Annotated in this window: 22 protein-coding genes, 1 tRNA gene and 2 pseudogenes; 13 read left to right on the forward strand and 12 right to left on the reverse strand. The window is 56.8% G+C overall.

The genetic code is table 11. The annotated features are described in order from the left end of the window. Positions 1-51: 51 nt before the first annotated feature. Complete coding sequence (locus ROLI_RS09795) at positions 52-960, forward strand: isopenicillin N synthase family oxygenase (RefSeq protein WP_187430425.1); 909 nt, start codon at positions 52-54, stop codon at positions 958-960. On the opposite strand, the gene ROLI_RS09800 is transcribed toward ROLI_RS09795, so the two are convergent. The 6 genes from ROLI_RS09800 to ROLI_RS09825 form a co-directional block, all read right to left on the reverse strand. Continuing rightward, positions 961-1,305 carry an iron-sulfur cluster assembly accessory protein gene (locus ROLI_RS09800; RefSeq protein WP_187430426.1) on the reverse strand — a complete coding sequence of 115 codons (345 nt, stop codon included), beginning with the start codon at positions 1,303-1,305 and terminating at the stop codon, positions 961-963. It lies immediately after the preceding gene. 23 nt (positions 1,306-1,328) lie between these two features. Next, complete coding sequence (locus ROLI_RS09805; RefSeq protein WP_187430427.1) at positions 1,329-1,895, reverse strand: sugar O-acetyltransferase; 567 nt, start codon at positions 1,893-1,895, stop codon at positions 1,329-1,331. A gap of 9 nt (positions 1,896-1,904) precedes the next feature. Continuing rightward, positions 1,905-2,267 carry an SUF system Fe-S cluster assembly protein gene (locus ROLI_RS09810; protein WP_187430428.1) on the reverse strand — a complete coding sequence of 121 codons (363 nt, stop codon included), beginning with the start codon at positions 2,265-2,267 and terminating at the stop codon, positions 1,905-1,907. Next, on the reverse strand, positions 2,209-4,209 hold the full coding sequence (locus ROLI_RS09815; RefSeq protein WP_187430429.1) for a hypothetical protein: 2,001 nt from the start codon (positions 4,207-4,209) through the stop codon (positions 2,209-2,211). Before ROLI_RS09815 ends, ROLI_RS09810 begins: the two co-directional genes overlap by 59 nt. 120 nt (positions 4,210-4,329) lie before the next feature. Beyond that, positions 4,330-4,986, reverse strand: a complete 657-nt coding sequence (locus ROLI_RS09820; protein ID WP_187430430.1) for a hypothetical protein — start codon at positions 4,984-4,986, stop codon at positions 4,330-4,332. Positions 4,987-5,407: 421 nt separating this feature from the next. Next, positions 5,408-5,887 carry a hypothetical protein gene (locus ROLI_RS09825; RefSeq protein WP_262386527.1) on the reverse strand — a complete coding sequence of 160 codons (480 nt, stop codon included), beginning with the start codon at positions 5,885-5,887 and terminating at the stop codon, positions 5,408-5,410. A 392-nt stretch (positions 5,888-6,279) separates the two neighbouring features. Here ROLI_RS09825 and ROLI_RS09830 point away from each other — a divergent pair. Next, positions 6,280-6,369 (forward strand) — tRNA-Ser (locus ROLI_RS09830). Between the two features lie 102 nt (positions 6,370-6,471). Here ROLI_RS09830 and ROLI_RS09835 read toward each other — a convergent pair. The 3 genes and pseudogenes from ROLI_RS09835 to ROLI_RS09840 all read right to left on the reverse strand — a co-directional run. Then, positions 6,472-7,311: a site-specific integrase gene (locus ROLI_RS09835; RefSeq protein ID WP_338469259.1), complete on the reverse strand. Its 840-nt coding sequence runs from the start codon at positions 7,309-7,311 to the stop codon at positions 6,472-6,474. Next, a pseudogene (locus ROLI_RS23950) lies at positions 7,293-7,388 on the reverse strand (transposase); the annotation flags it as partial. The pseudogene ROLI_RS23950 and the gene ROLI_RS09835, both read right to left, overlap by 19 nt. A 64-nt stretch (positions 7,389-7,452) precedes the next feature. Beyond that, positions 7,453-7,707, reverse strand: a pseudogene (locus ROLI_RS09840) (IS110 family transposase); the annotation flags it as partial. Between the two features lie 357 nt (positions 7,708-8,064). On the opposite strand from ROLI_RS09840, the gene ROLI_RS09845 reads away from it, so the two are divergent. The 6 genes from ROLI_RS09845 to ROLI_RS09870 all read left to right on the forward strand — a co-directional run bounded on the left by ROLI_RS09845 (position 8,065) and on the right by ROLI_RS09870 (position 11,122). Further along, the gene (locus ROLI_RS09845; protein WP_187430790.1) at positions 8,065-8,472 is read left to right on the forward strand and encodes a hypothetical protein; all 408 of its coding nucleotides are present in this window, start codon (positions 8,065-8,067) and stop codon (positions 8,470-8,472) included. A gap of 128 nt (positions 8,473-8,600) precedes the next feature. Next, positions 8,601-8,774, forward strand: a complete 174-nt coding sequence (locus tag ROLI_RS09850; protein WP_187430789.1) for a hypothetical protein — start codon at positions 8,601-8,603, stop codon at positions 8,772-8,774. Next, a complete protein-coding gene (hemP, locus tag ROLI_RS09855; RefSeq protein WP_187430788.1) occupies positions 8,774-8,950 on the forward strand; it encodes a hemin uptake protein HemP in 177 nt (58 codons plus the stop codon). Before ROLI_RS09850 ends, hemP begins: the two co-directional genes overlap by 1 nt. Positions 8,951-8,979: 29 nt before the next feature. Continuing rightward, complete coding sequence (locus tag ROLI_RS09860; protein WP_187430787.1) at positions 8,980-9,429, forward strand: hypothetical protein; 450 nt, start codon at positions 8,980-8,982, stop codon at positions 9,427-9,429. A 33-nt stretch (positions 9,430-9,462) separates the two neighbouring features. Then, positions 9,463-10,722 carry an imelysin family protein gene (locus ROLI_RS09865; RefSeq protein ID WP_187430786.1) on the forward strand — a complete coding sequence of 420 codons (1,260 nt, stop codon included), beginning with the start codon at positions 9,463-9,465 and terminating at the stop codon, positions 10,720-10,722. 154 nt (positions 10,723-10,876) lie between these two features. Then, positions 10,877-11,122 (forward strand): DUF1289 domain-containing protein, encoded by a 246-nt coding sequence (locus tag ROLI_RS09870; RefSeq protein ID WP_187430785.1) that lies wholly within the window; start codon positions 10,877-10,879, stop codon positions 11,120-11,122. A gap of 27 nt (positions 11,123-11,149) precedes the next feature. Here the strand turns inward: ROLI_RS09870 and ROLI_RS09875 are convergent, their stop codons facing one another. Both ROLI_RS09875 and ROLI_RS09880 read right to left on the reverse strand, forming a co-directional pair. Next, a complete protein-coding gene (locus ROLI_RS09875; RefSeq protein WP_187430784.1) occupies positions 11,150-11,623 on the reverse strand; it encodes a Dps family protein in 474 nt (157 codons plus the stop codon). Positions 11,624-11,733: 110 nt separating this feature from the next. After that, positions 11,734-12,165, reverse strand: a complete 432-nt coding sequence (locus tag ROLI_RS09880; RefSeq protein ID WP_187430783.1) for a hypothetical protein — start codon at positions 12,163-12,165, stop codon at positions 11,734-11,736. A gap of 96 nt (positions 12,166-12,261) precedes the next feature. On the opposite strand from ROLI_RS09880, the gene ROLI_RS09885 reads away from it, so the two are divergent. The 3 genes from ROLI_RS09885 to ROLI_RS09895 are packed head-to-tail and all read left to right on the forward strand — an operon-like array spanning position 12,262 to position 15,831. Continuing rightward, positions 12,262-13,782, forward strand: a complete 1,521-nt coding sequence (locus tag ROLI_RS09885; RefSeq protein ID WP_187430782.1) for a di-heme oxidoredictase family protein — start codon at positions 12,262-12,264, stop codon at positions 13,780-13,782. Then, positions 13,782-14,756, forward strand: a complete 975-nt coding sequence (locus ROLI_RS09890; protein ID WP_187430781.1) for an imelysin family protein — start codon at positions 13,782-13,784, stop codon at positions 14,754-14,756. Before ROLI_RS09885 ends, ROLI_RS09890 begins: the two co-directional genes overlap by 1 nt. Positions 14,757-14,760: 4 nt before the next feature. Further along, positions 14,761-15,831, forward strand: a complete 1,071-nt coding sequence (locus tag ROLI_RS09895; protein ID WP_187430793.1) for a DUF1513 domain-containing protein — start codon at positions 14,761-14,763, stop codon at positions 15,829-15,831. A 579-nt stretch (positions 15,832-16,410) separates the two neighbouring features. Here the strand turns inward: ROLI_RS09895 and ROLI_RS09900 are convergent. Then, complete coding sequence (locus ROLI_RS09900; protein ID WP_187430780.1) at positions 16,411-16,581, reverse strand: RSP_7527 family protein; 171 nt, start codon at positions 16,579-16,581, stop codon at positions 16,411-16,413. Between the two features lie 535 nt (positions 16,582-17,116). Between ROLI_RS09900 and ROLI_RS09905 the strand changes: the two genes are divergently transcribed. Both ROLI_RS09905 and ROLI_RS09910 read left to right on the forward strand, forming a co-directional pair. Next, positions 17,117-18,340 carry an aminotransferase class V-fold PLP-dependent enzyme gene (locus tag ROLI_RS09905; RefSeq protein ID WP_187430779.1) on the forward strand — a complete coding sequence of 408 codons (1,224 nt, stop codon included), beginning with the start codon at positions 17,117-17,119 and terminating at the stop codon, positions 18,338-18,340. Positions 18,341-18,409: 69 nt separating this feature from the next. Then, complete coding sequence (locus ROLI_RS09910; protein WP_187430778.1) at positions 18,410-19,828, forward strand: deoxyribodipyrimidine photo-lyase; 1,419 nt, start codon at positions 18,410-18,412, stop codon at positions 19,826-19,828. Positions 19,829-19,863 lie beyond the last annotated feature (35 nt).

A 19,863-nucleotide genomic window follows, 5' to 3' on the forward strand; every position in this document is an offset into this window, starting at 1 on the left:
GCACGCGCTGCTTTGGTATGGCAGGGGCGTAGAAAGGGTTCGGAGGTTGCCATGATCCCAAGATTGGATGCCAGATTACTGATGGCGCGCGACGCCAACACGCTGGACCGGCTGCATGAAGCCGCAACGGGCATTGGTTTTTTCACCGTCTTCAACACCGATATCACCCCCAAACGAATGCATGCGGTGCTCGCGCAGTACCGCAGGTTCTTTCTGCTGCCAGAGGCCGATAAAATTGACCTCGACATGTCGCGCACGGGCGCAAACCGGGGTTGGGGCGCGTCGGGCTCTGAACAGGTCGACCCGGCGGCAAATCCCGATTTCAAACAGTTCTTTGACAGTGGGTTTAGCCTGCCAGCGGATGATCCGCGCAGCAAATTAGCCGTTTACGCGCCAAACCAATGGCCTCAGGCCCTGCCGGATTTTCAAAGTGATATCGAGCACTATTACGATCAGGCACGCGGCGTTGCGATGGATGTGTTGCGCGGGATCGCGCGCGCCATTGAGGCGCCCGATGATTATTTCGACCAATCCTTTGAGACGCCAATGGCGTTGTTACGCGGTAATTATTACCCGGCGCGGCCCGCTTGGGCGACCGCGCGTGATTTCGGAATCGCGACCCATACTGATTACGGTTGCCTGACGTTGCTGGCCACCGATGGCGCGCCGGGCCTGGAAGTGCGCAAACGCGGTGGCGGCTGGATCCCGGTTTCGGCCCCGCCCGGCGAATTCGTGATCAATTTCGGGGAAATGATGGAAATCTGGACCGATGGCCTGGTCAAGGCGACACCGCACCGGGTGATCGGCACGGACCGCGAACGTATTTCCATCCCGCTGTTTTTTAACCCATCTTATGACACGAATATCGCGCCGCGCGGTTCCGGTAATACCATCGTGGCGGGGGAACATCTGTCCCGGCGATTTTCCGAGACCTACGTGCATTTGCAAAAACCGCGATGATCAGCCGAACTTGATGGACTCGCCGCAGCCACAGGCTTCGGTCACATTGGGGTTGCGAAACTTGAACCCGCTTTCCAGCAGCGAGGTTTCATAGTCGATTTCGGTCCCGAACAGGAACATCTGCGCCATCGGCGCGATCATCACGCGCGCGCCGTCCTGCTCCACGACCTCATCATTGGGATCGGTGGTTTCGACGTATTCCATGGTATATTCCATGCCCGCACAGCCACCCTTCTTGATGCCGATGCGCAGACCCGCATGACCTGCGGATGTCATCAGCTTGGCCACTTGTGACGCGGCCTTCGGGGTCAGGGTCACGGCCTGTTTTCCGGGGATACCAAACATGGAAACTCTCCTTTGCGCCTAATCTAAGCAGTATCGCTGCGTGGAACAAGCGGTCGTGCGGGATTTCCCGCGACCGTCGTGCCTGGTGCCACATCGCGGGTGACCACCGACCCCGCACCGATGATCGCATCATCTCCGACTGTGACGCCCGGCATGATCAATGCGCCCCCGCCGATCCAGACATTGCGCCCAATTCGAACCGCCCGGCTGAATTCCAGCCCCGCGTCGCGATCTTCGGCCCGGCGCGGGTGGTCAGCAGTGAGGATTTGAACCATCGGACCGATTTGAGTTTTATCGCCGATGTGGATGGTGCAGCCGTCCAGCAAGACGCAACCGTTATTGAAGAACACATCCTCGCCCAAATGGATGTTATAGCCGTAATCGACATAAAAGGGCGCGCGGACCGATCCGCGTGAACCGCGACTTCCAAGCCATTGATCCAGAATGTCTTTGCGGTCTTTGGCATCCGTCACAATCGTCGCGTTGTAGCGGCGTTGCAGATCCTGACTGCGCGCCCGGTCCCGCACCAATTCAGGATCGCCCGCCCGGTAGAGTTCACCGGCGATCATCTTCTCTTTTTCGGATTTCATTTGCAGAAATTACATGAAGCCGAGTTCAAGACGCGCCTCATCCGACATCATATCCATGCCCCAGGGCGGTTCCCAGACCAGTTCGACATTAACGTGTTTCACGCCCGCGATCGGTTCCACCGCATCCGCCACCCATCCGGGCATCTCGCCGGCGACAGGACAGCCGGGCGCGGTCAGGGACATCTTGATAAAAACTTCACTTTGTTCATTTATATCAATGGTATAGATTAGTCCGAGTTCGTATATATTGACTGGAATTTCGGGGTCATAAACGGAGCGACACGCCTCCACGATTTGCTCGTAAAGCGGGTGGTCAGTTGTTGAGGGCGCAATCAGCGGCGCACCCTCCAGCGGTTCGGTTACGTTGTTCATCGCGAGCCTCACTATCTATTCTTAGTCTTTGTATAAGGATTACGGTGCGAGGGGTAAAGGGGGCCACTGGCTTGCAATTGTGGTTGTTGTTTGTAGCGCTTGTAGCGCGACAAGGATTTCTGCAGTGAATGACAGAGATAATTGCAGCAAACGGTTTTGTCAAAAACAGCTTTGAACGCCTTTCAAACAGGTTTCGAAGGTGCTCAAGTCCGCTTCGCCAATATCTGCACTGCACTCCCCTGCGCGGATCATCCCACCAAGGCGTCTCTGTCACGCTCCTGGCGATCTGATAACTTGCGCGCGGATTATCGAAATCATTAAGCGACCTCGCCATGCCGAAAGCACCGAATTTCCCCGGCTGGCCGATATGATTATAATCCATGTGTTGACCGTCACCGATCAATGCCCAGGCGTCCATCAGCGTTGCATATCTTGCCGCAAGTTCGGGTGAGTATGAGTATGCAGTCAAAGCGGGGATGCAAGCCTCGTAATCGGCCTCTGATACACCCTGCACCGCGAACCAGTGTTGAATATGCGTGCCGCCCTCGTAGAGGATCAGAGGGATGCTTCCTGCCGCTGTCTTGCTCGCTTGCAACCACCCAATCGCCTGACCGATGTAATCCAGAGCGCCAATCCGACCATCGATATAAGTGATCAGTTCTTGCTCTGTATCGCCCGCATCGACGCGCGCTTTTAGGTTAGCGATCTCATTTGGTGCCGAGATAAACCCGCTGCCAAAATACGAGGCCACGCAAATACTATCAAGAACCGTAGCCGGGTCGATCCAGTTATCCGGCTCTTCACTCTGCCAGACACTTGCGGTCGCGAACTGCGAGGTAACGCCCGCGCTTGCTGCCTGCGATCCGGCTGAGTAGTGCAGTCTGGTTGCTGCCTCTGCGCCGTATTCTTCCTTGCACGCTTGAGCCAAAACAACATCCGCCATGGCCCAATAAGACACGCTGTTGTTTACATCAGACCAACCCCGGTCGCGGGCCTCGTTGAACACCTCTGCAAACTGGTCAAAGGTAGAATTCCACGTCTCATTGCTGTTTTGAATGTAGGCGATCAGTGACGGGTCCAGATTGGCCTTGAGGTATCCGCACAGATCACGCGCAAAAGTCGTATCCACAATGCCCGGACCTGCAATCTGCATCGCGCGATGTGGCATACATATCCACGGATCTATCTTTGTTTTGTTGTGCAGCTTCATAATCACCGACAAGGGTATGGGCGACCAGAATGGATTGTCTTCAATTGGAAAATCGTTAATGCTGTCCATCTCACTGCCGTTGATACCCAGCGTGTTGAGGTGGCGTAATTGGCTCAAACCGCGCAGCGATGCGATGTACTCAGGGTTGAATATCTCGCCTGCGTCGTAAAGGTCCTGGTAATCCTCTCGAACACAAACAAAGTTTTGCGGGTAATTGCTTGGCGTGATTGTAGCCCAAAACCATCCAAACTGGCCGGGTGTTTCGCCAATGTTAAAGATCAATTCCCCCGGCGTGTTCGAGACAACCGAAATGCCCAACGTCCCGGTAATTTGATCCCCCGTGTAGGTGAAGCGATATCGACCAGCTAACGGCTCAAATCCCGGCCCCTGCCAAGACCAGAGCGCCCATAGACCTGACGTTGCTTCTGGCGGTCTGGCCGTTACATAGCCGATTGCGTCAGTGTAGCCCCCCGCAACGATTTCCGGGTATTCAATCTTGGTGCCGCTGATCCCAAAAGCCAGCGGCGTCATTGATTTGCAGATGTTGAGAAAGGGTGACGCGGTCCCTGATGCACCAAAGCCGCTGGCGTTGACGCTCAGGGTGCATGTGATGTTTTGATCAGGTCCGGTATCCCCCCAGTTCATCACGTCGCCAAATGTGGTATCCGCCCCTTGTTTGACGATATGGTTGACGTAGCCCGATTTTGCAGAACTTTCTAAACGTATCGGCATTTTACAGTCCTGTTATTGAAGAGTGTCGCGCTTTAACTGCCGCTCGAATATCGGCCAAGCCTTGCGCGTTTGGTGTTGGCATAAGAACTATGTCATTTGCTGAGCCGAGATACGGAAAGTTCAGGCCATCATTGGCCCCAAACAGTGCGATGGATGCCCACGGTGCTGCTGACAGATCAAGCCCGGAATATTCGACGTAGACCTTAGACCCTGTTGAAACGGCTGTGTGAAGATTGGCGCGTGTGCTGCCAATTGCCGAGCCATCCACAAAGATCGAGGGGGAACCCACACCGCCGTGACTGCTGCTGCCGCTACAGGCGCAACGCTAAGATCACCACTACCGAGTTCATTGACCGTTACTGTACCGGCATCATTGCCGACAACCTCAAGGGCAACGGGATCTGATTGCATGCCAGCATATGCCGGATCTGTGCGCAGCGTGCCATCAAGGTTAAGATCAAATGGAGCCTCAGAATAACCAGACACAATGCCCTTGGCTGGTGATCCGTCTGCAAGCGTCAGATCTGGAACTGTGATCGTTGGGCGATGGCCTTCGCCGATGACCACCGCCGCGTCGGGATCAACAAACAGCGGATCAGTGCCGACATAATCGCCATCCTGCGCGTTGAGATTGTCATCAACCGTGAAGCCCGTTACGCTGATGAACGTGTTCAGAACCTTGATGTCATCTGTGTCATTCCAGATGATATTCCCGATAAATTCAAAGTCGCTGACAACGCCAGCAGATACGAAATCAGCGTAGGACCACCCCGACAAGTTCAGGCCGCGCCCGGTGCCTGCGCGGTTGGCGTTATAGACCGTGTTAAAGCGCCAGCGAACGCCTTCAATGGCACCGTCTGGCCCGTCTTTTTGTGGGTGGCGTTAGCAGTACAAACCCGCAAGATTGATGTCCCAAACCAGATTGTTGTAGATGTCGATATTCTTGAAGGTCTGGACGAATTCCGCCGCGCCTTTCGACGCCTTGAAAGTGGCGTATCTATGCGCCGGTCGTGGCGCTCTCGATGGTGTCAATCGTGCCAAGTCGAGTGCCCTCGAGTGGACCGGCGATGTCCTCCCAAAGGTCGGACAGGTTCAGGATGATCTGGACCACGCCGCCCATTGCAGCTCGCGGCGCGGGGTCTCCTTGCGGATCTCGAGCCAGTCAGCTCCAATTCGCTGTATGTGATCTGTTTCCCCTTCATTTCGAGGAACTCCCGATGATCTGGGGCAGGTGGCCCAGGACCTTGTCGCCATGCTCGGCAAAGAGCTTCGCGGCCTTGAACTGAAGATCGGCATTGCTGCTGATATGATCGGCGACGGCGACCAGCGCGCCCGCGCGCTTCACCTCTTTGTGTATGTCCTCGGGCGACAGGCTTTCATCAGAAAGACGCTCCAGCTGCATGAACAGGTGATCATTGAGGTCTGAGAGTTTGTTGTTCATCGCTCCGCCCTCCGCCCGCAACTGCGCATTCATGGCACTCGCGACCTGCTGGGCTGTGGCTTTGAGGTCGCCGGTGCTGGGGAGGGTTTCACAGATGGTGCGCGAGTCTGAAATCACTGTCTGCTCGCCTTTTTCCGTGCGGATCTGCGCTGGGAAGCACCGCTCCAGCCCCTTGACGCCCTCACGCGCAAAGACACGTGTCACGAGCGGCACCTGACCGCCTGCGATCAGACGCAAGATACCGCATTGGTGAGGTAATTTGCGGACATGCATTTCGGCCTACAATCCGATGTCTTCAATGGAGAAAATCAGACTGGTGACGGCCACCTACCAAAAGCTCTTTTTGTTTGCCTCTTCCGTGTTCTTCGATGGTCTTCCAGTTACTGCAATACTTAGTGTCTCACTACAGCTGTGCAACAAAGGTGTTTTATTGAATAGTGCTCGCATCTGCATCAAGCGACAGAACGGTGTCGAGCGCATAATTCCAGACTTGATTCATTGGCTCGTGCTCCGCGCCATTCCAGCATTGCGTCGAAATCGTTTTGTCCTCGGAGAGATTAGCTTATTACGTTACAAATTAAGATTTGCCTCTTGCACATCTTGCCAGGAGCGCGCTAAACCACTTATATGGAGCGGTGGCCGAGTGGTCGAAGGCGCACGCCTGGAAAGTGTGTAGGCGGGAGACCGTCTCCAGGGTTCGAATCCCTGTCGCTCCGCCATGATCAATTTACAACATGTTGTTTTTAAACGGAAATAAGATAATTTTTTATTTCGTTCCCACATTTATTCCCACATCGAGCTGTTGCTTAGATTGGGCAGTTTCAATCCACATCAGACGTAGTTCCCGTAATCAACTTGCGTTGTGCATCGCGGCTGATTTGGCCGTAACTGCGCAAGGTGGTCAAGACATCTGTGTGCCCGAGGTTTTGAGAGGTGACGACGAGTTCTGCCACGGACGTGCAATGTTTGGCTGCATGGCGTGCAAGCATGTGACGAAAGGCATGCGGGCCGTAGTTGGGAATGCCTGCAGCATCATACGCTATGCGAACAATTTTGCGCACGGGTTCGGTGGTTTTCCAATGTTCACGGGTAAAGCCGTTTGCTGCGAAACCTAAATTTGAGTTGGCGGCTATAGCGGTTGCTGAAAACAATGGATCATCGGGACCGTAAAGGGCCACCTCATCGCAATAGGTCATCCAGTCCGCAAGGGCGGTTTCTGCATCATCAAATCCTTTGGCAAAGAAGGTATCAATGACCTTGCCAAATTTGGTGGCCACCTCGCGTGGGTTTTGGGTGACAGATTGTTCCCGCAGATTAATGTGTTTGATCTTGAGCGATACCAAAGCCGCGACACGAACACCTGTTAGGCAAAGAAGGGCAAAGACAGCCTTGTCGCGCTTTTGTTGTGGTGTGGCGCTGGGCATAAGGTCAAGGGCGCGATTGGCTTGGTTTATGCTGGGTGCAGGACGTGGCGGGGCCGCGCGGGCCTCTGCTTCATCGCGACGCGATAGATTGAAATAATCCGCGTCTGCCGCTCTGATACGGCTGCGAAACCCATCTTGCTGAGAAAGCCACAGGACAAATTCCCGCAAGGTTGCCAAGACAGATCGCATTGTGGATTGCTTCGCAATCGCCTGCCGGGCAATGCATGCCGCCGACATACATCAGCAGTCTTCTCGCCAGCTTCCTGTTCCTTGATCATTGCTATGATTTGTTCGTCCGTGAAACGTGCCTTCATTTGTCCGTCCTGTTGGTGGGCAGACTCTACATAAATTTAGAGGAGTTTAAGGGGCGCAGGTCAGCTTCACAAAAGGTTTGACGTGGGCAGGCGGGATCAACCTGGCTGTGTGACCGAGATCGCCGATCGCCCGCCCCCAGTGATGGGCACTCGCACAGGCCTTCATTGCCACCAAGCATGGCGGCAGCTCGCTCAGAAATTTTAACAGCTCAGCACGTGACAACTTGCGCCAGAACACAACCAATCCATCGGCTCCGGCACCATGCGCCTGAAGTATGTTCTTGGCCAGATCCAGGCCGATAATGCTAACCTCATTCATGGACGCTCTCCTCGTAGAAGGTTTCCCCACTACCTTGGCACATTCGATGCCGCCGGGGGCGTCCACCCCATCGCTTACGATCAGGCTGGGCCGTCACGCCATTATCACCTGCTTTTCCCGGAATATTGGTCTCAAGACGCGCCCACACGCAATCCGAATCCCCAAACGTTCCCCAATCCTTCGAACCTCTATTTTTTTAAGCTTGACGCGGATATCGGCGAATTAGGGTAGCCTGAATGGCCTCGGGTTCTGGTTATATAGGAAAAAATATTTCCCGACAAAAACAATCAGGAAGCTTGATTTATGTCATCACTTAGTATCTGACTGTTTTAGTAAACAAAGCGATGGAGAGTGACAGTGTCACGTTCTTTGACGAAATTAACCACGGCGCGATTAACGACGGCGAGGACAACAACGACGGCGACGGGGGCGCTTGCATCGGCATTGGCATCGGCATCGGCATCGGCCTTTGCCGGGGGCGCATTGGATCTGTATGCCTCACGTCATTGCGATGCTGATGCGTGCCCGGCTCCCGATTTCAGCGAAGCCAGGGGGATCGAAGCTGATTGGACCGATGGCAAAGCCGATTGGGTCGGGTTCCCGGCACAGCTGGCCCCGGATCAGGCACCGCATGCTGGCAAAGACGAATACCCTGCTGATGCGCCGCGCCGTGGCTGCACCTGGCCATTTGCCTCAGATCTGAGCGCCATGGCCAAATCCCTACCCCATGCCCAACAGTTTTTTGACGAAACCGGTTGGACATGACGTGAATTTTCGCAACGGGCGGCCTCTGCTGCCCGTCTTCTTCCCCCTTTCGCAGGGGGGTCAACACCATAGTCTTCCCAGCCACCCGTATTGGGCAAGCCCGGAAATCCACACCCCCGGAGGCAAAGATGACAGACCTGAATGTAACACGTTCTATGCCGTCACCATCCCCACAAGCTGCGCAGATACCCGATCAGAACGACAATTATTGGCGCGAAATTCTGCAACATGCGGCAGAAGGGCAATACGGTGGCGGCCTTTCGATCGAGCATCTGATCGACCGTTTGGAGGGCGCAAAGTGATGCCAACCCTGCAAAGCCCCCCGCGCACCACCACAGTTCAGCCCAAGAGCGAAGAATTACCCGCATATGATGTGCGACATATCGTGCAGGGCGGGGATCAGGCCCGTCTGATCCTGGACGGCCAAACCTATCTGCTGCGCATCACGCGGGCAGGCAAGTTGATCCTGACCAAATGACACCGGAGCATTATAAACGTGGCGGCGCCATGATGGGTCATCTTTCGACGCTGGAGGATTGGGAGGCGTTATTGATCCGCGATCTGCGCCTGTGGTGCCATGGTCCGGAAGGGCAGGCGGAGGTTTGGAATGGCTATGCCGTGAACCTGCCACAGGGAAAGGCCGTCGCTGAAATGCGCGTCTTCGAGGATCTGATCAACACCCTGTCCACATTCGCCCGCCGCCCGCTGGTGCGCCATGAGGTGCAGTGTGACTGCCTGGGCGCAGATGAGGCTGTGTTCCTGCACATCGTCAAAGCGGCTTGCACGGGTGAATTGGATGATGCGGCGATGGTCGCGGCCCTTGTTGTGATACCCGCACATGCCGTGCGTGTGGCCCTGATGGCGGCGCAGGTCGGCACATCCATTCAGATCATCAGCGCCAATCAAGGTGCGCAGCCAAAACCTGACATGCCGCACAATGTCGTGCGGCTTCATTAACCAATCGTTTTCAATCCAAAGGGAAGCCAATCCATGAAAACCAGATTATCAGCCATCCTCGGCACCGTTGCGATGATTGCATCGCCAGCCTTTGCGGATAAAGCAGCCGTGCTTGACAATTACGCCGACATCGCGCTGGCGAAATACACCGATAGCCTAACGACGGCGCAATCGCTGCTGGAGGCGGTGAATGCCCTGACCGCCAACCCGTCAGCCGAAAACCTGCAAGCGGCCAGGGCGGCATGGTTGGCGTCCCGCGTGCCTTATCAACAGACGGAAGTCTATCGTTTCGGCAATGCCATCGTGGATGACTGGGAGGGCAAGGTGAACGCATGGCCGCTCGATGAGGGGCTGATCGATTACGTCGATGCGACCTATGGCGGTGCCACGGATGAAAACGAATATGCCGTTCTGAACGTGATCGCCAACCCGTCTTTCACCCTTTCGGGTCAAACCATCGACGCGGCACAAATCACGCCTGCCTTGCTTGAGGGCGCGTTGCATGAGGCGGACGGTGTGGAAAGCAATGTGGCCACCGGCTATCACGCGATCGAATTTCTGCTCTGGGGTCAGGATCTGAACGGTCACGGTGCCGGTGCGGGGAACCGGCCCTGGACGGATTATGCCATGGGCGCGACCTGCTCCAACGGCAATTGTGATCGACGCGGCGCGTATCTGGTTGCTGCTACCGAACTGCTGGTGTCCGATCTGGAATGGATGGTGGCACAGTGGCAGGGTGATGGGGCCGCGCGCAGCACGGTGTTGGGCGATGAAACCGCCGGGATTGCGACCATCCTGACGGGCATGGGCTCGCTGAGCTACGGTGAGCAGGCGGGCGAGCGGATGCGTCTTGGACTGTTACTGAACGATCCCGAAGAGGAGCATGATTGTTTCTCGGATAACACCCATAACAGCCATTTTTTTGACGCGCTTGGCATTCGCAACGTCTATTTGGGCAGCTACACGGGCATTGACGGCACGGTTGTGGCGGGTGCATCGCTGTCCTCGCTGGTCGCCGCAGCGGATGCGGGTGTTGATGCAGAACTGCGCGCCAGGCTGGATACCACCATGCTTGAAATGTCCGAAATGAAAACGGCCGCAGAAGCCGGTTTTGCCTATGACATGATGCTGGAACGCGGAAATGCCAAAGGGGAGGCGTTGATCATGGGGGCGGTTGACGCGCTGGTCGATCAAACCCGCTCGATTGAACGCGCCGTTACCGCTCTGGGTGTGGATCAGATTGCATTTGAGGGCTCAGACAGCCTTGATGATCCCAACGCTGTTTTCCAATAAGAGCGGACAGAATATGGCGGTATGTTCCCCGTAACCGTCATATGTTTGCCACTGATACCAGTGGCTTACACGCGCCCGGATCATTTTGATCTTTGGGCGCGTGTTGCAATTCAGACAGACCCATCCCAGCTATAATGCCAGCAAGGATATAGCGATGCCGAAAACACCCAGCCCCTGTATTGATGTGTGCAAATTCAAACGCCAAGGACATTGCATCGGATGTTCGATGACCAAGGCGCAAAAGTCGATGTTCAAGGCGCTGAAGAAAGACGCCCATCGCGCTGGGTTTGTAACAATGCTAATCGCGCAACAGGCGCGTCTGGGCAAATACAAGCATTGGGAGCAGGCTTATCGCAAGAAGCTGGCGAAACGAAAAATCGCGGCCAAGGATATCCTCTGACCGCGATTTAGTCGATTATGGTCGGGTTCAACCGGCCAGATGCGCCCGCAGGAACCAAGCGAATTTCTCATGGGTCTGGCCGCGCGCGATGCAAAGATCTTCGGTAAGCGTATCACCATGCTCAGCGGCCAGCGCACCACATCCCGCAAGGGTGGAGGCCAGCGTTTCCTGCGCTTCTTTCATCACGCGGATCATTTCCTGATCCGTTGCATGGCCGTCATGTTCGTGGATTTTCGAGCGTTTCAGCATCCCGGCAAGCGTCCCTTCCGCATGCACGTCAAGCGCACGAATACGTTCGGCCAGATCGTCTTGAGCGACAAAATGGTCTTCATACATCTGTTGGAACAGGTCGTGCAGGGGACCAAAGGCCATGCCTTTGACGTTCCAGTGAAAATTCTGTGCCAACATCGTGGTCACGGCGGTTTCCGCGACGGATTGGTTCAATGCTTCGGCAATGGCGGAACGTGCATCTGTGGTCAACGCAACGGCTGTCTGGGTCATGTATTCACCTCGAAATATGATTTGATCTGGCTGGCTGGCGTGACGCTGGCTTGCTTCTACTTAATAAATAGGAGGAACAGTAGCTTTGCCAAGCCCTTTTTAGAATTATTCTAAACCTGAGAAAATTTCTCAGAAACACGCGCCATCAGAAAGCCGATGTAGCGCCGATCCGCAGGCGTAACCCGTGAGCGCAGGAGGAAGTCGAGACTTGCCGTATCTTTTTGCTGGATCGAGGTAAGACAGCGCATGATCCAGGCCTCGTCAAAAGACATCTCGCGACTGCCTGGGCTGAACCAGATGATGCGTTTGCAAACGGCATCAGACAGGCATTTCACGAATGTCCCAAGGTAGGTCCGCTTTGCGTCTTCGCCGTCCAGCGACAACAGCGCACAGGCCTCGAACAGATCGGTATGAGCGGCGACCCGGCACCCCATGCCAACCAGACGCAATCGGTTCAGCAAATCACGCTGTGTATCCGGAACGGCCGGCGCTTGAAAGCCATGGTCCGGCAGGGGCAGGGGCGGCGTTGATAATGGCACCATATCGTGGTCGGTCCGTTGATTGTGAGCGGCGAGAGACTCGCCTCTGGTAATTCCTGAGTATACTTATAAGGTATTACGAAAGGAACAATAGACTCAATGTGCACCACATCTAAAATATACCTCTTTATCTGCGTTCTGGCAGCAAGCCCTGCTGGCGCGGACCCCTTGGGCGATCCGCATTTGTCTATCGTTCCGCGTACGGAGGCGGAACAGGCCAGAATCGCTGCGATCATTGCTCCGACGGATGATTTCACGACATCCGAGCGTTTCGAGGCCAATCAAGGCGGGGCCGCAACGGTGCGTGCCAGAAAGACAGCGGACGCATTTTCCCAACCCTCGGGTAACATCTCGTTTGAGAAGGAACTGGATTTCAAGGTCGGAAACGGTCTGTTCAAAAAGCTCTGGGTGTCATCGCCGTCCTCGACCCTTGCCTCGGATGGGCTTGGCCCGCTCTATAATGCGCGTTCCTGCCAGCGTTGCCACCTCAAGGACGGGCGCGGGCACCCTCCCCAGGGGCCTGATGACACGGCAACATCAATGCTTGTCCGTCTGTCCGTGCCCACGGATCAAAGCGGTGCACCCGAGATCGAGGATTATATAACCACCGCCCCCGAGCCGACCTATGGCGGCCAAATACAGGATTTCGGCGTGGCGGGCCATGCCAGCGAGGCGCGCTTGCGCATTACCTATGAAGAGATCGATGTGCCGTTATCTGACGGGGAAATGGCGATGTTACGGCGGCCCGCAAACGCCCTTGTTGATCTGGGCTATGGCCCCTTGCACCCTGATACGACGCTGAGCGTGCGGGTCGCGCCGCAGATGATCGGCCTTGGCCTGCTCGATGCAATTGCGGCGCGCGATATCCTGGCGAGTGCCGATCCGGAGGATGCGGACGGCGATGGCATTTCAGGGCGTACCAATATTGTGATGTCCGACGTTTACGGCATACCGATGCTGGGGCGGTTTGGTCTGAAAGCCGGAAAGCCCAGCGTCCTTGAGCAATCCGCAGCAGCCTTTGCTGGCGACATCGGTATTTCCACCAGCCTGCACCCGAAGGGCTATGGTGATTGCACCGCGGCGCAAGCAGCCTGTCGCGCGGCACCGGATGGGAACACCGATGCCCATGATGGGGTCGAAATCTCGGACACAAGCCTCGCATTGGTGTCGTTTTATTCTTCCAACCTTGGCGTTCCGGCGCGGCGCGACGTCGATGACCCCCAGGTCTTGAACGGCAAGCGTGTGTTCTATGAGACGGGGTGCATTGCGTGTCATACACCCAAACACGTGACTCATCGCCTGACGGGTCAGCCCGAGCAAAGCTTTCAACTGATCTGGCCCTATACCGATATGTTATTGCATGACATGGGACCGGGCCTTGCCGACAATCGCCCCGAAGCGCGCGCGACAGGACAGGAGTGGCGTACCCCGCCATTGTGGGGGATCGGCCTGACGCAACAGGTGTCCGGCCATAGCTATTTCCTGCACGATGGCCGCGCGCGCAACCTGCTTGAGGCGGTCCTGTGGCATGGGGGGGAGGCGGAGCCCCACAAACAACGTGTCGTTGAAATGCCCGCGCCGAACCGCGCGGCGCTCATTCGATTTCTGGAGAGTTTATAATGCGCATTCTGGCAACTCTGGCCCTGGCGATCACAGCATCAAGCCCGGCGCTGGCGGACATAGAGCAAGCGGTTGAGGACCAGATTTTACCCGGCTATGCAAGATTTGCCGAAGCCGGGGAAACCCTTGCCAATGCGGCGCGGATGGATTGCGCGCCCCAACAACTCTTGCCCGCCTACTACGCCGCATATGATGCGTGGATCAGCATCAGCCACATTCAATTTGGCCCCCTTGAAGCGCGTCATTTCAATCTGGCGATTGCGTTTTGGCCTGACCCCAAGGATCGGGTGGGCAAGGCGCTTTCGCGTTTGAAAGCGGATAAGGATGTCACGCTATCGGACCCCGGCGTTTTTCGCGAAGTATCCGTCGCGGCCCAGGGTTTTTCAGCCTTGGAGCGGTTGTTGAGCGCGCCGCAGGAGGATGCAGATTACGCCTGCGCCCTGACCCGTGCCATCACAACCCACCTTGCGGATGTGGCCCGGATTTTGCACGAGGATTGGACCGGTGGATTTGGCGAAGGCTTTGTTGCGGGGAAGACCGAAGTTTACAAAACGAAACAGGAGGCACAGCGCGCGCTCTACACCTCCCTTTCAACGGGGCTGGAGTTCCTGCATGATCAGCGGCTTGCTCGCCCCCTTGGCACATTTGATCGCCCACGCCCCATGCGGGCCGAGGCGCGCCGCTCCGAACGGTCCTTGCGGCATGTTTCGCTGAGCTTGATTGCGCTGCGCGCGCTTGCCGAAACCGGTTTTGATGCAACGATGAGCGATGATCTGCGCAGGGCATTTGACACCGCAATCGCGCAGGCCAAGGGTCTGGATGATCCCGCAATGAGCGGTGTGGGCGATCCTGTCAAAAGGTTCAAAATCGAGGTGTTGCAACGCATGGTGCGCGATGTGCAGGCGGGTGTTGCGCAGGACATTGGCGCGCCGCTTGGCATTTCGGCGGGTTTCAATGCGCTGGACGGGGATTGAAGCGATGCCGTCGCGCCGCAGCTTTTTGGGTGGGGTCCTGGCCGCAGCGGGGTGTCCCTCCTTGGGGTGGGCCGCGGCGGGCGCGCCGGCATATTTGAGCGCCGCGCGTAACGGGCAGGGGCTCTATGTCCTGATCGGCCTGTGCGCGGATGCCAGCATCGCCTTTTCCATCCCCTTGCCGGATCGCGGCCATGCGGCGGCGGCGCATCCAACACGGGCCGAGGCCGTTGCATTCGCACGCAGGCCAGGCACCTATGCCCTGGTGATCGGCTGTGCGCAGGGGGTGGTATTACACCGGATGAGAGCGCCTGCGGGACGACATTTTTACGGGCATGGTGCATTTTCGGCGGATGGAGAAACGTTATTCACCACCGAGAACGAGATCGCGACAGGGGCCGGGCGGATCGGAATCTGGGACGTCACGCAGGGGTATCGGCGCAGCGGCGAGGTGGCCTCGGGCGGGATCGGTCCGCATGAGATTGTGCGCCTGCCAGGACGCGACAGGTTTGCCATTGCCAATGGCGGCATCCGCACCCATCCCCGAACCGGGCGACAAAAGCTGAACCTTGACGCGATGCGACCCAATTTGACCGTCATCAACGGTGCCGGGCAGGTGATTGACAAGGCCAGCTTGCCAAACCGGCTGCACCAAAACTCGCTGCGCCATATTGCAGCCTTCGCAGATGGGCGTGTGGCCTGCGCGTTCCAGTGGCAGGGTGATCCGTTTGCGGCGCCCTCCCTTGCTGGGATTTACACGCCCGGAGCGGGTCTGGCAGCGGTCCCGATGCAAGACGACGTCCTCTATGGGCTTGATGGCTATGCGGGCAGCGTTGCGGTGATGGATGGGTACACTATGGCGCTCACCTATCCACGCGGCGGGGCGATCCAGATTTTCGATACCGCTATGGGGACGGATACCGTGCTGCGCCAGATGGATATTTGCGGGGTCGCGGGGGCAATGGTTACCGATGGTCTGGGCCGGGTCAGCCGTATCGATCATACAACGCTTGAACCGCTTGCGCAGCATCCGCTGGCCTTTGACAATCATCTGGTTTTGATCGGGCAAGAGGAGTAAAACCTGGCCGATTTGTGATGAATGGTGCTCTGAGCGCATGTGAATGCAATGCCCAAAAGGGTACTCGCAATCACCTGTCGTATTAAATTTCGATGCGCGCATTCTGGGCGCAAGTCCTGGGGTTTTACGCACAGACGGGGTTTGCATCCGCTGATCGATCCATAAAGCTTCGCAACTGACCCTAACGGGCATGACGTCCAAAGGCTGTGTTTGTACTTTGAGCGATGATGGCCTGTCTCCTCAGTTAGAGAACAGGCACACCTTAAACGCCGGAGATTTCAGGGAAGCACGGCAGCGCATGTCATTCTGCCGCCAATTGACACAGGGGATAGCGGTCCAACCGGCCTGATGACGCGGATCGCCGCATCGCGCCCAACACTCGGGTCTGGACGCGTTAAGGTTTTGGCAATGCCGGATAAACTGATCTGATCAGGGCTGGTGCATTGATCCGTCGGGGCCTTCAGCGTGGACCATGGGTGCTGGGAAATTTGAAATGTGCAAATATCGATCATTCAGATCTCGTTTTTTATTCACAGGCGATGTTCCTTTGCCAGCCAGACGCCTCGCCGGGTGCGTTGGTTATGCTGACGCCTTACCCATACCGCTTTTTTGCGTGAACACAGCGCGCAGCTGTGCAAATCCGGATTTCAACAGCCGGGAGATAAATTCACTGCGCATTTGATGCGCCTGAGCAATCGCCCTATCGACATCAGCCCGGTCGGGTGTTTCGAAGGAATTTTGCGTACTCATGAGGTTTTCTTTCATATTGCACGGCAACATCGCCGCCCCCCTCAATTGTGGGCCGTGGGAAGAAAACGCAAACCATAGTCGGCATGCACGCAGAACATAGCTGAGCGAATTGCCAGCGTGCCATACGGTCGGCGCGCGCAAATACAACAGGGCACGGGCCCCATGACAGCTGCGCTGAGTGTCATGGCCGCGCACGCGAATCACGGTCACCCTGAACCGCCTATGTCTGCATCAAGCTTCCAAAATAGAGGTTTGAACGATTGGGAATCGTTTTGTGGGTTGAGAATGCCTGTGGGCGCGTGCTGAGCTTTATCTTGCGGGGCAAACCGAAGCGTTCGGCTTGGCCACCTGGACCAAATGCGAATTCACGATATCAGGAGGCGGCGCGTTAACATCTCGCATAGCCCCCTTGAGCGGTGCGACCGTCGGTTTTCGTCAGGGTAATGCGCCTGCATGCAACGCCTAACAGGCGCAATGCAGCGATGATGCAAATTGTGTTCTTGACCTCCTGGACGTCACAAGAGACGTTGCGGGCATGAAATTAGATATCGAATTTGTCCGCCGGCAATTCCCGGCATTTGAGGCTGCTCCGCTGCGGGGCCAGGCGTTTTTTGAGAACGCGGGCGGGTCATATACCTGCGCGCCCGTGATTAACCGTCTCACGCGGTTTTATACCGAACGCAAGGTCCAGCCCTATGCGCCCTATCCGGCCAGTCGCTTGGGGGGGGCCGAAATGGATGAGGCGCGCCTGCGTCTGGCAGGGCTGCTTGGTGTGGAGAGCGATGAGGTCAGTTTTGGTCCCTCCACCACGCAAAACACCTATGTTCTGGCCCAGGCCTTTGCTGAGATGATGCAGCCCGGCGAGGCCATCATCGTAACCAATCAGGACCATGAGGCCAATTCCGGCCCCTGGCGGCGCCTGACGCAGCGCGGCATTGAAATCCGCGAATGGCAGCTGGACCCGGAAACCGGGCATCTCGACCCGCAAGACCTTGAAAACCTGCTCGATGACAGGGTGCGGTTGGTGTGTTTTCCCCATTGCTCCAACGTGGTGGGCGAGATCAACCCGGTCATGGAAATCACCGCGCTGGCGCATGCCGCCGGGGCGTTTACCTGCGTCGATGGCGTCTCCTATGCACCGCATGGGTTCCCGGATTTGCACGCGCTGGGGCCTGATATCTATCTGTTTTCGGCCTATAAAACTTATGGGCCGCATCAGGGGATCATGATGATCCGTCGCACCTTGGGCAATCTGTTGCCCAATCAGGGGCATCATTTCAACGCGGATACGCTCTACAAACGCTTCACACCTGCGGGTCCGGATCATGCGCAGGTGGCCGCCTGTGCGGGTATGGCCGATTATGTCGATCAGCTCTATGCGCATCATTTCAAGCAAGATGCCACACCAAGCGCGCGCGGTGTTGCGGTGCATGATCTGATGCGCGCGCATGAACGCGCCTTGCTGGCACCACTGCTGGAAGCGGTGAAATCGCGCAATTCGGTGCGCCTGATCGGCCCGTCCGATCCGCAAAACCGCGCCCCGACCGTGGCACTGGCGTTGAAACGCAACGCCGAAGAGGTTGCCGCGGAACTCTCCTCACGTGGGATCATGGCGGGGGGTGGTGATTTCTACGCCGGGCGCGCGCTTGCGGCGATGGGAGTGGATGACGCTTTGGGTGTGTTACGGCTCAGCTTTACGCATTACACGTCACCTGATGAAATTACCCAGCTTCTTGAGGCACTTGACGAGATGTTGTGATCTTTTACCTTGATCCATCGGCAATTGATTTACGTACATCCTTTAATGAAACGTTAAGGGTTTTCCGGTGTGTCCTCATCTCCTGTTCTTGTCTGGTTCCGACGCGACCTGCGCCTGAGTGACCACCCGGCGCTGCATGCGGCTTGCGCGACGGGGCGTCCGGTCATTCCGGTGTTCATCCACGATGACCCTGTTGCGCGCCTTGGAGCCGCACCTAAATGGCGGCTTGGCCTTGGCCTTGGAACCTTCGCGGACAGCCTTGCCGAGAAACAAAGCCATCTGATCCTGCGCCACGGGCCTGCCTTGGAAACGCTGCAAAAGCTCATCAAGGAAACCGGCGCGGGCGCGGTATATTGGTCGCGCCTCTATGATCCCGATGCGGTCGCGCGCGATACAGAAGTTAAGGAGACCCTGAAAGAACAGGGGATCGAGGCCAAATCCTTTGGCGGGCATCTGATGTTTGAACCCTGGACCGTGGAGACGAAAACAGGTGGGTTTTACAAGGTCTACACGCCCTTCTGGAACATGGTGAAGGGGCGGGATGTCGAAGCGCCCTTACCGGCCCCAAGCGCGATCCCAGCACCGCAAAATTGGCCCGCCAGTGATGCATTGGCCGATTGGCATATGGGTGTGCGCATGAACCGGGGGGCGCAGATCGTGCGACCTCACGTGCGTCTGGGAGAAAAAGCGGCACAAGCCCGGCTTGGCGCCTTCATCGCGCAGAAAGTCGACGGTTATGACACGACGCGTGATTTGCCGGGGGTGGATGGCACCTCTGGCCTGTCCCAAAACCTCAGCCTTGGGGAGATTAGCCCCCATCAATGCTGGCATGCCGGGATGCGGGCGCGCCAGGAGGGCAAGACGGGCGCAGAAACCTTCCTCAAGGAGTTGGTTTGGCGCGAGTTTGCCTATCATCTGATGCATCACACGCCGCGTCTTTTGACCGGAAACTGGAAAGAGAACTGGGATGCCTTCCCCTGGCGTACCAACCCTGATGCGCCCGAAGTCATCGCCTGGAAACAGGGGCGCACCGGCATTCAATTCGTCGATGCGGCCATGCGCGAGCTTTATGTGACCGGCATCATGCACAATCGCGGCCGCATGATCGTTGCCAGCTATCTGACGAAACATCTGCTGACGCATTGGCAGATCGGCCTGAAATGGTTTGAGGACTGCCTGATCGACTGGGACCCGGCCAGCAACGCCATGGGCTGGCAATGGTCCGCAGGTTCCGGCCCGGATGCCACGCCCTATTTCCGCGTGTTCAACCCGGTCACGCAGCTCGATAAATTCGACAAGAACCGCGACTACGCTCATCGCTGGATCGCAGAGGGTCGCTCCAACCCGAGCCAGGACGCGCTGTCCTATTTTGAAGCCATCCCGCGCGCCTGGGGATTGTCACCGAATGACGCAATTCCCGCTCCGGTTGTTGCCGCAGATGAGGGGCGAAAAATCGCCCTGAATGCCTATGAAAACAAAGGCTTTTGAAATGCTTGATTCCACCTTTGCGCCTCATAAAAAAC

It is taken from the genome of Roseobacter fucihabitans, assembly GCF_014337925.2.
GTDB classification, from domain to species: Bacteria; Pseudomonadota; Alphaproteobacteria; order Rhodobacterales; family Rhodobacteraceae; genus Roseobacter; species Roseobacter fucihabitans.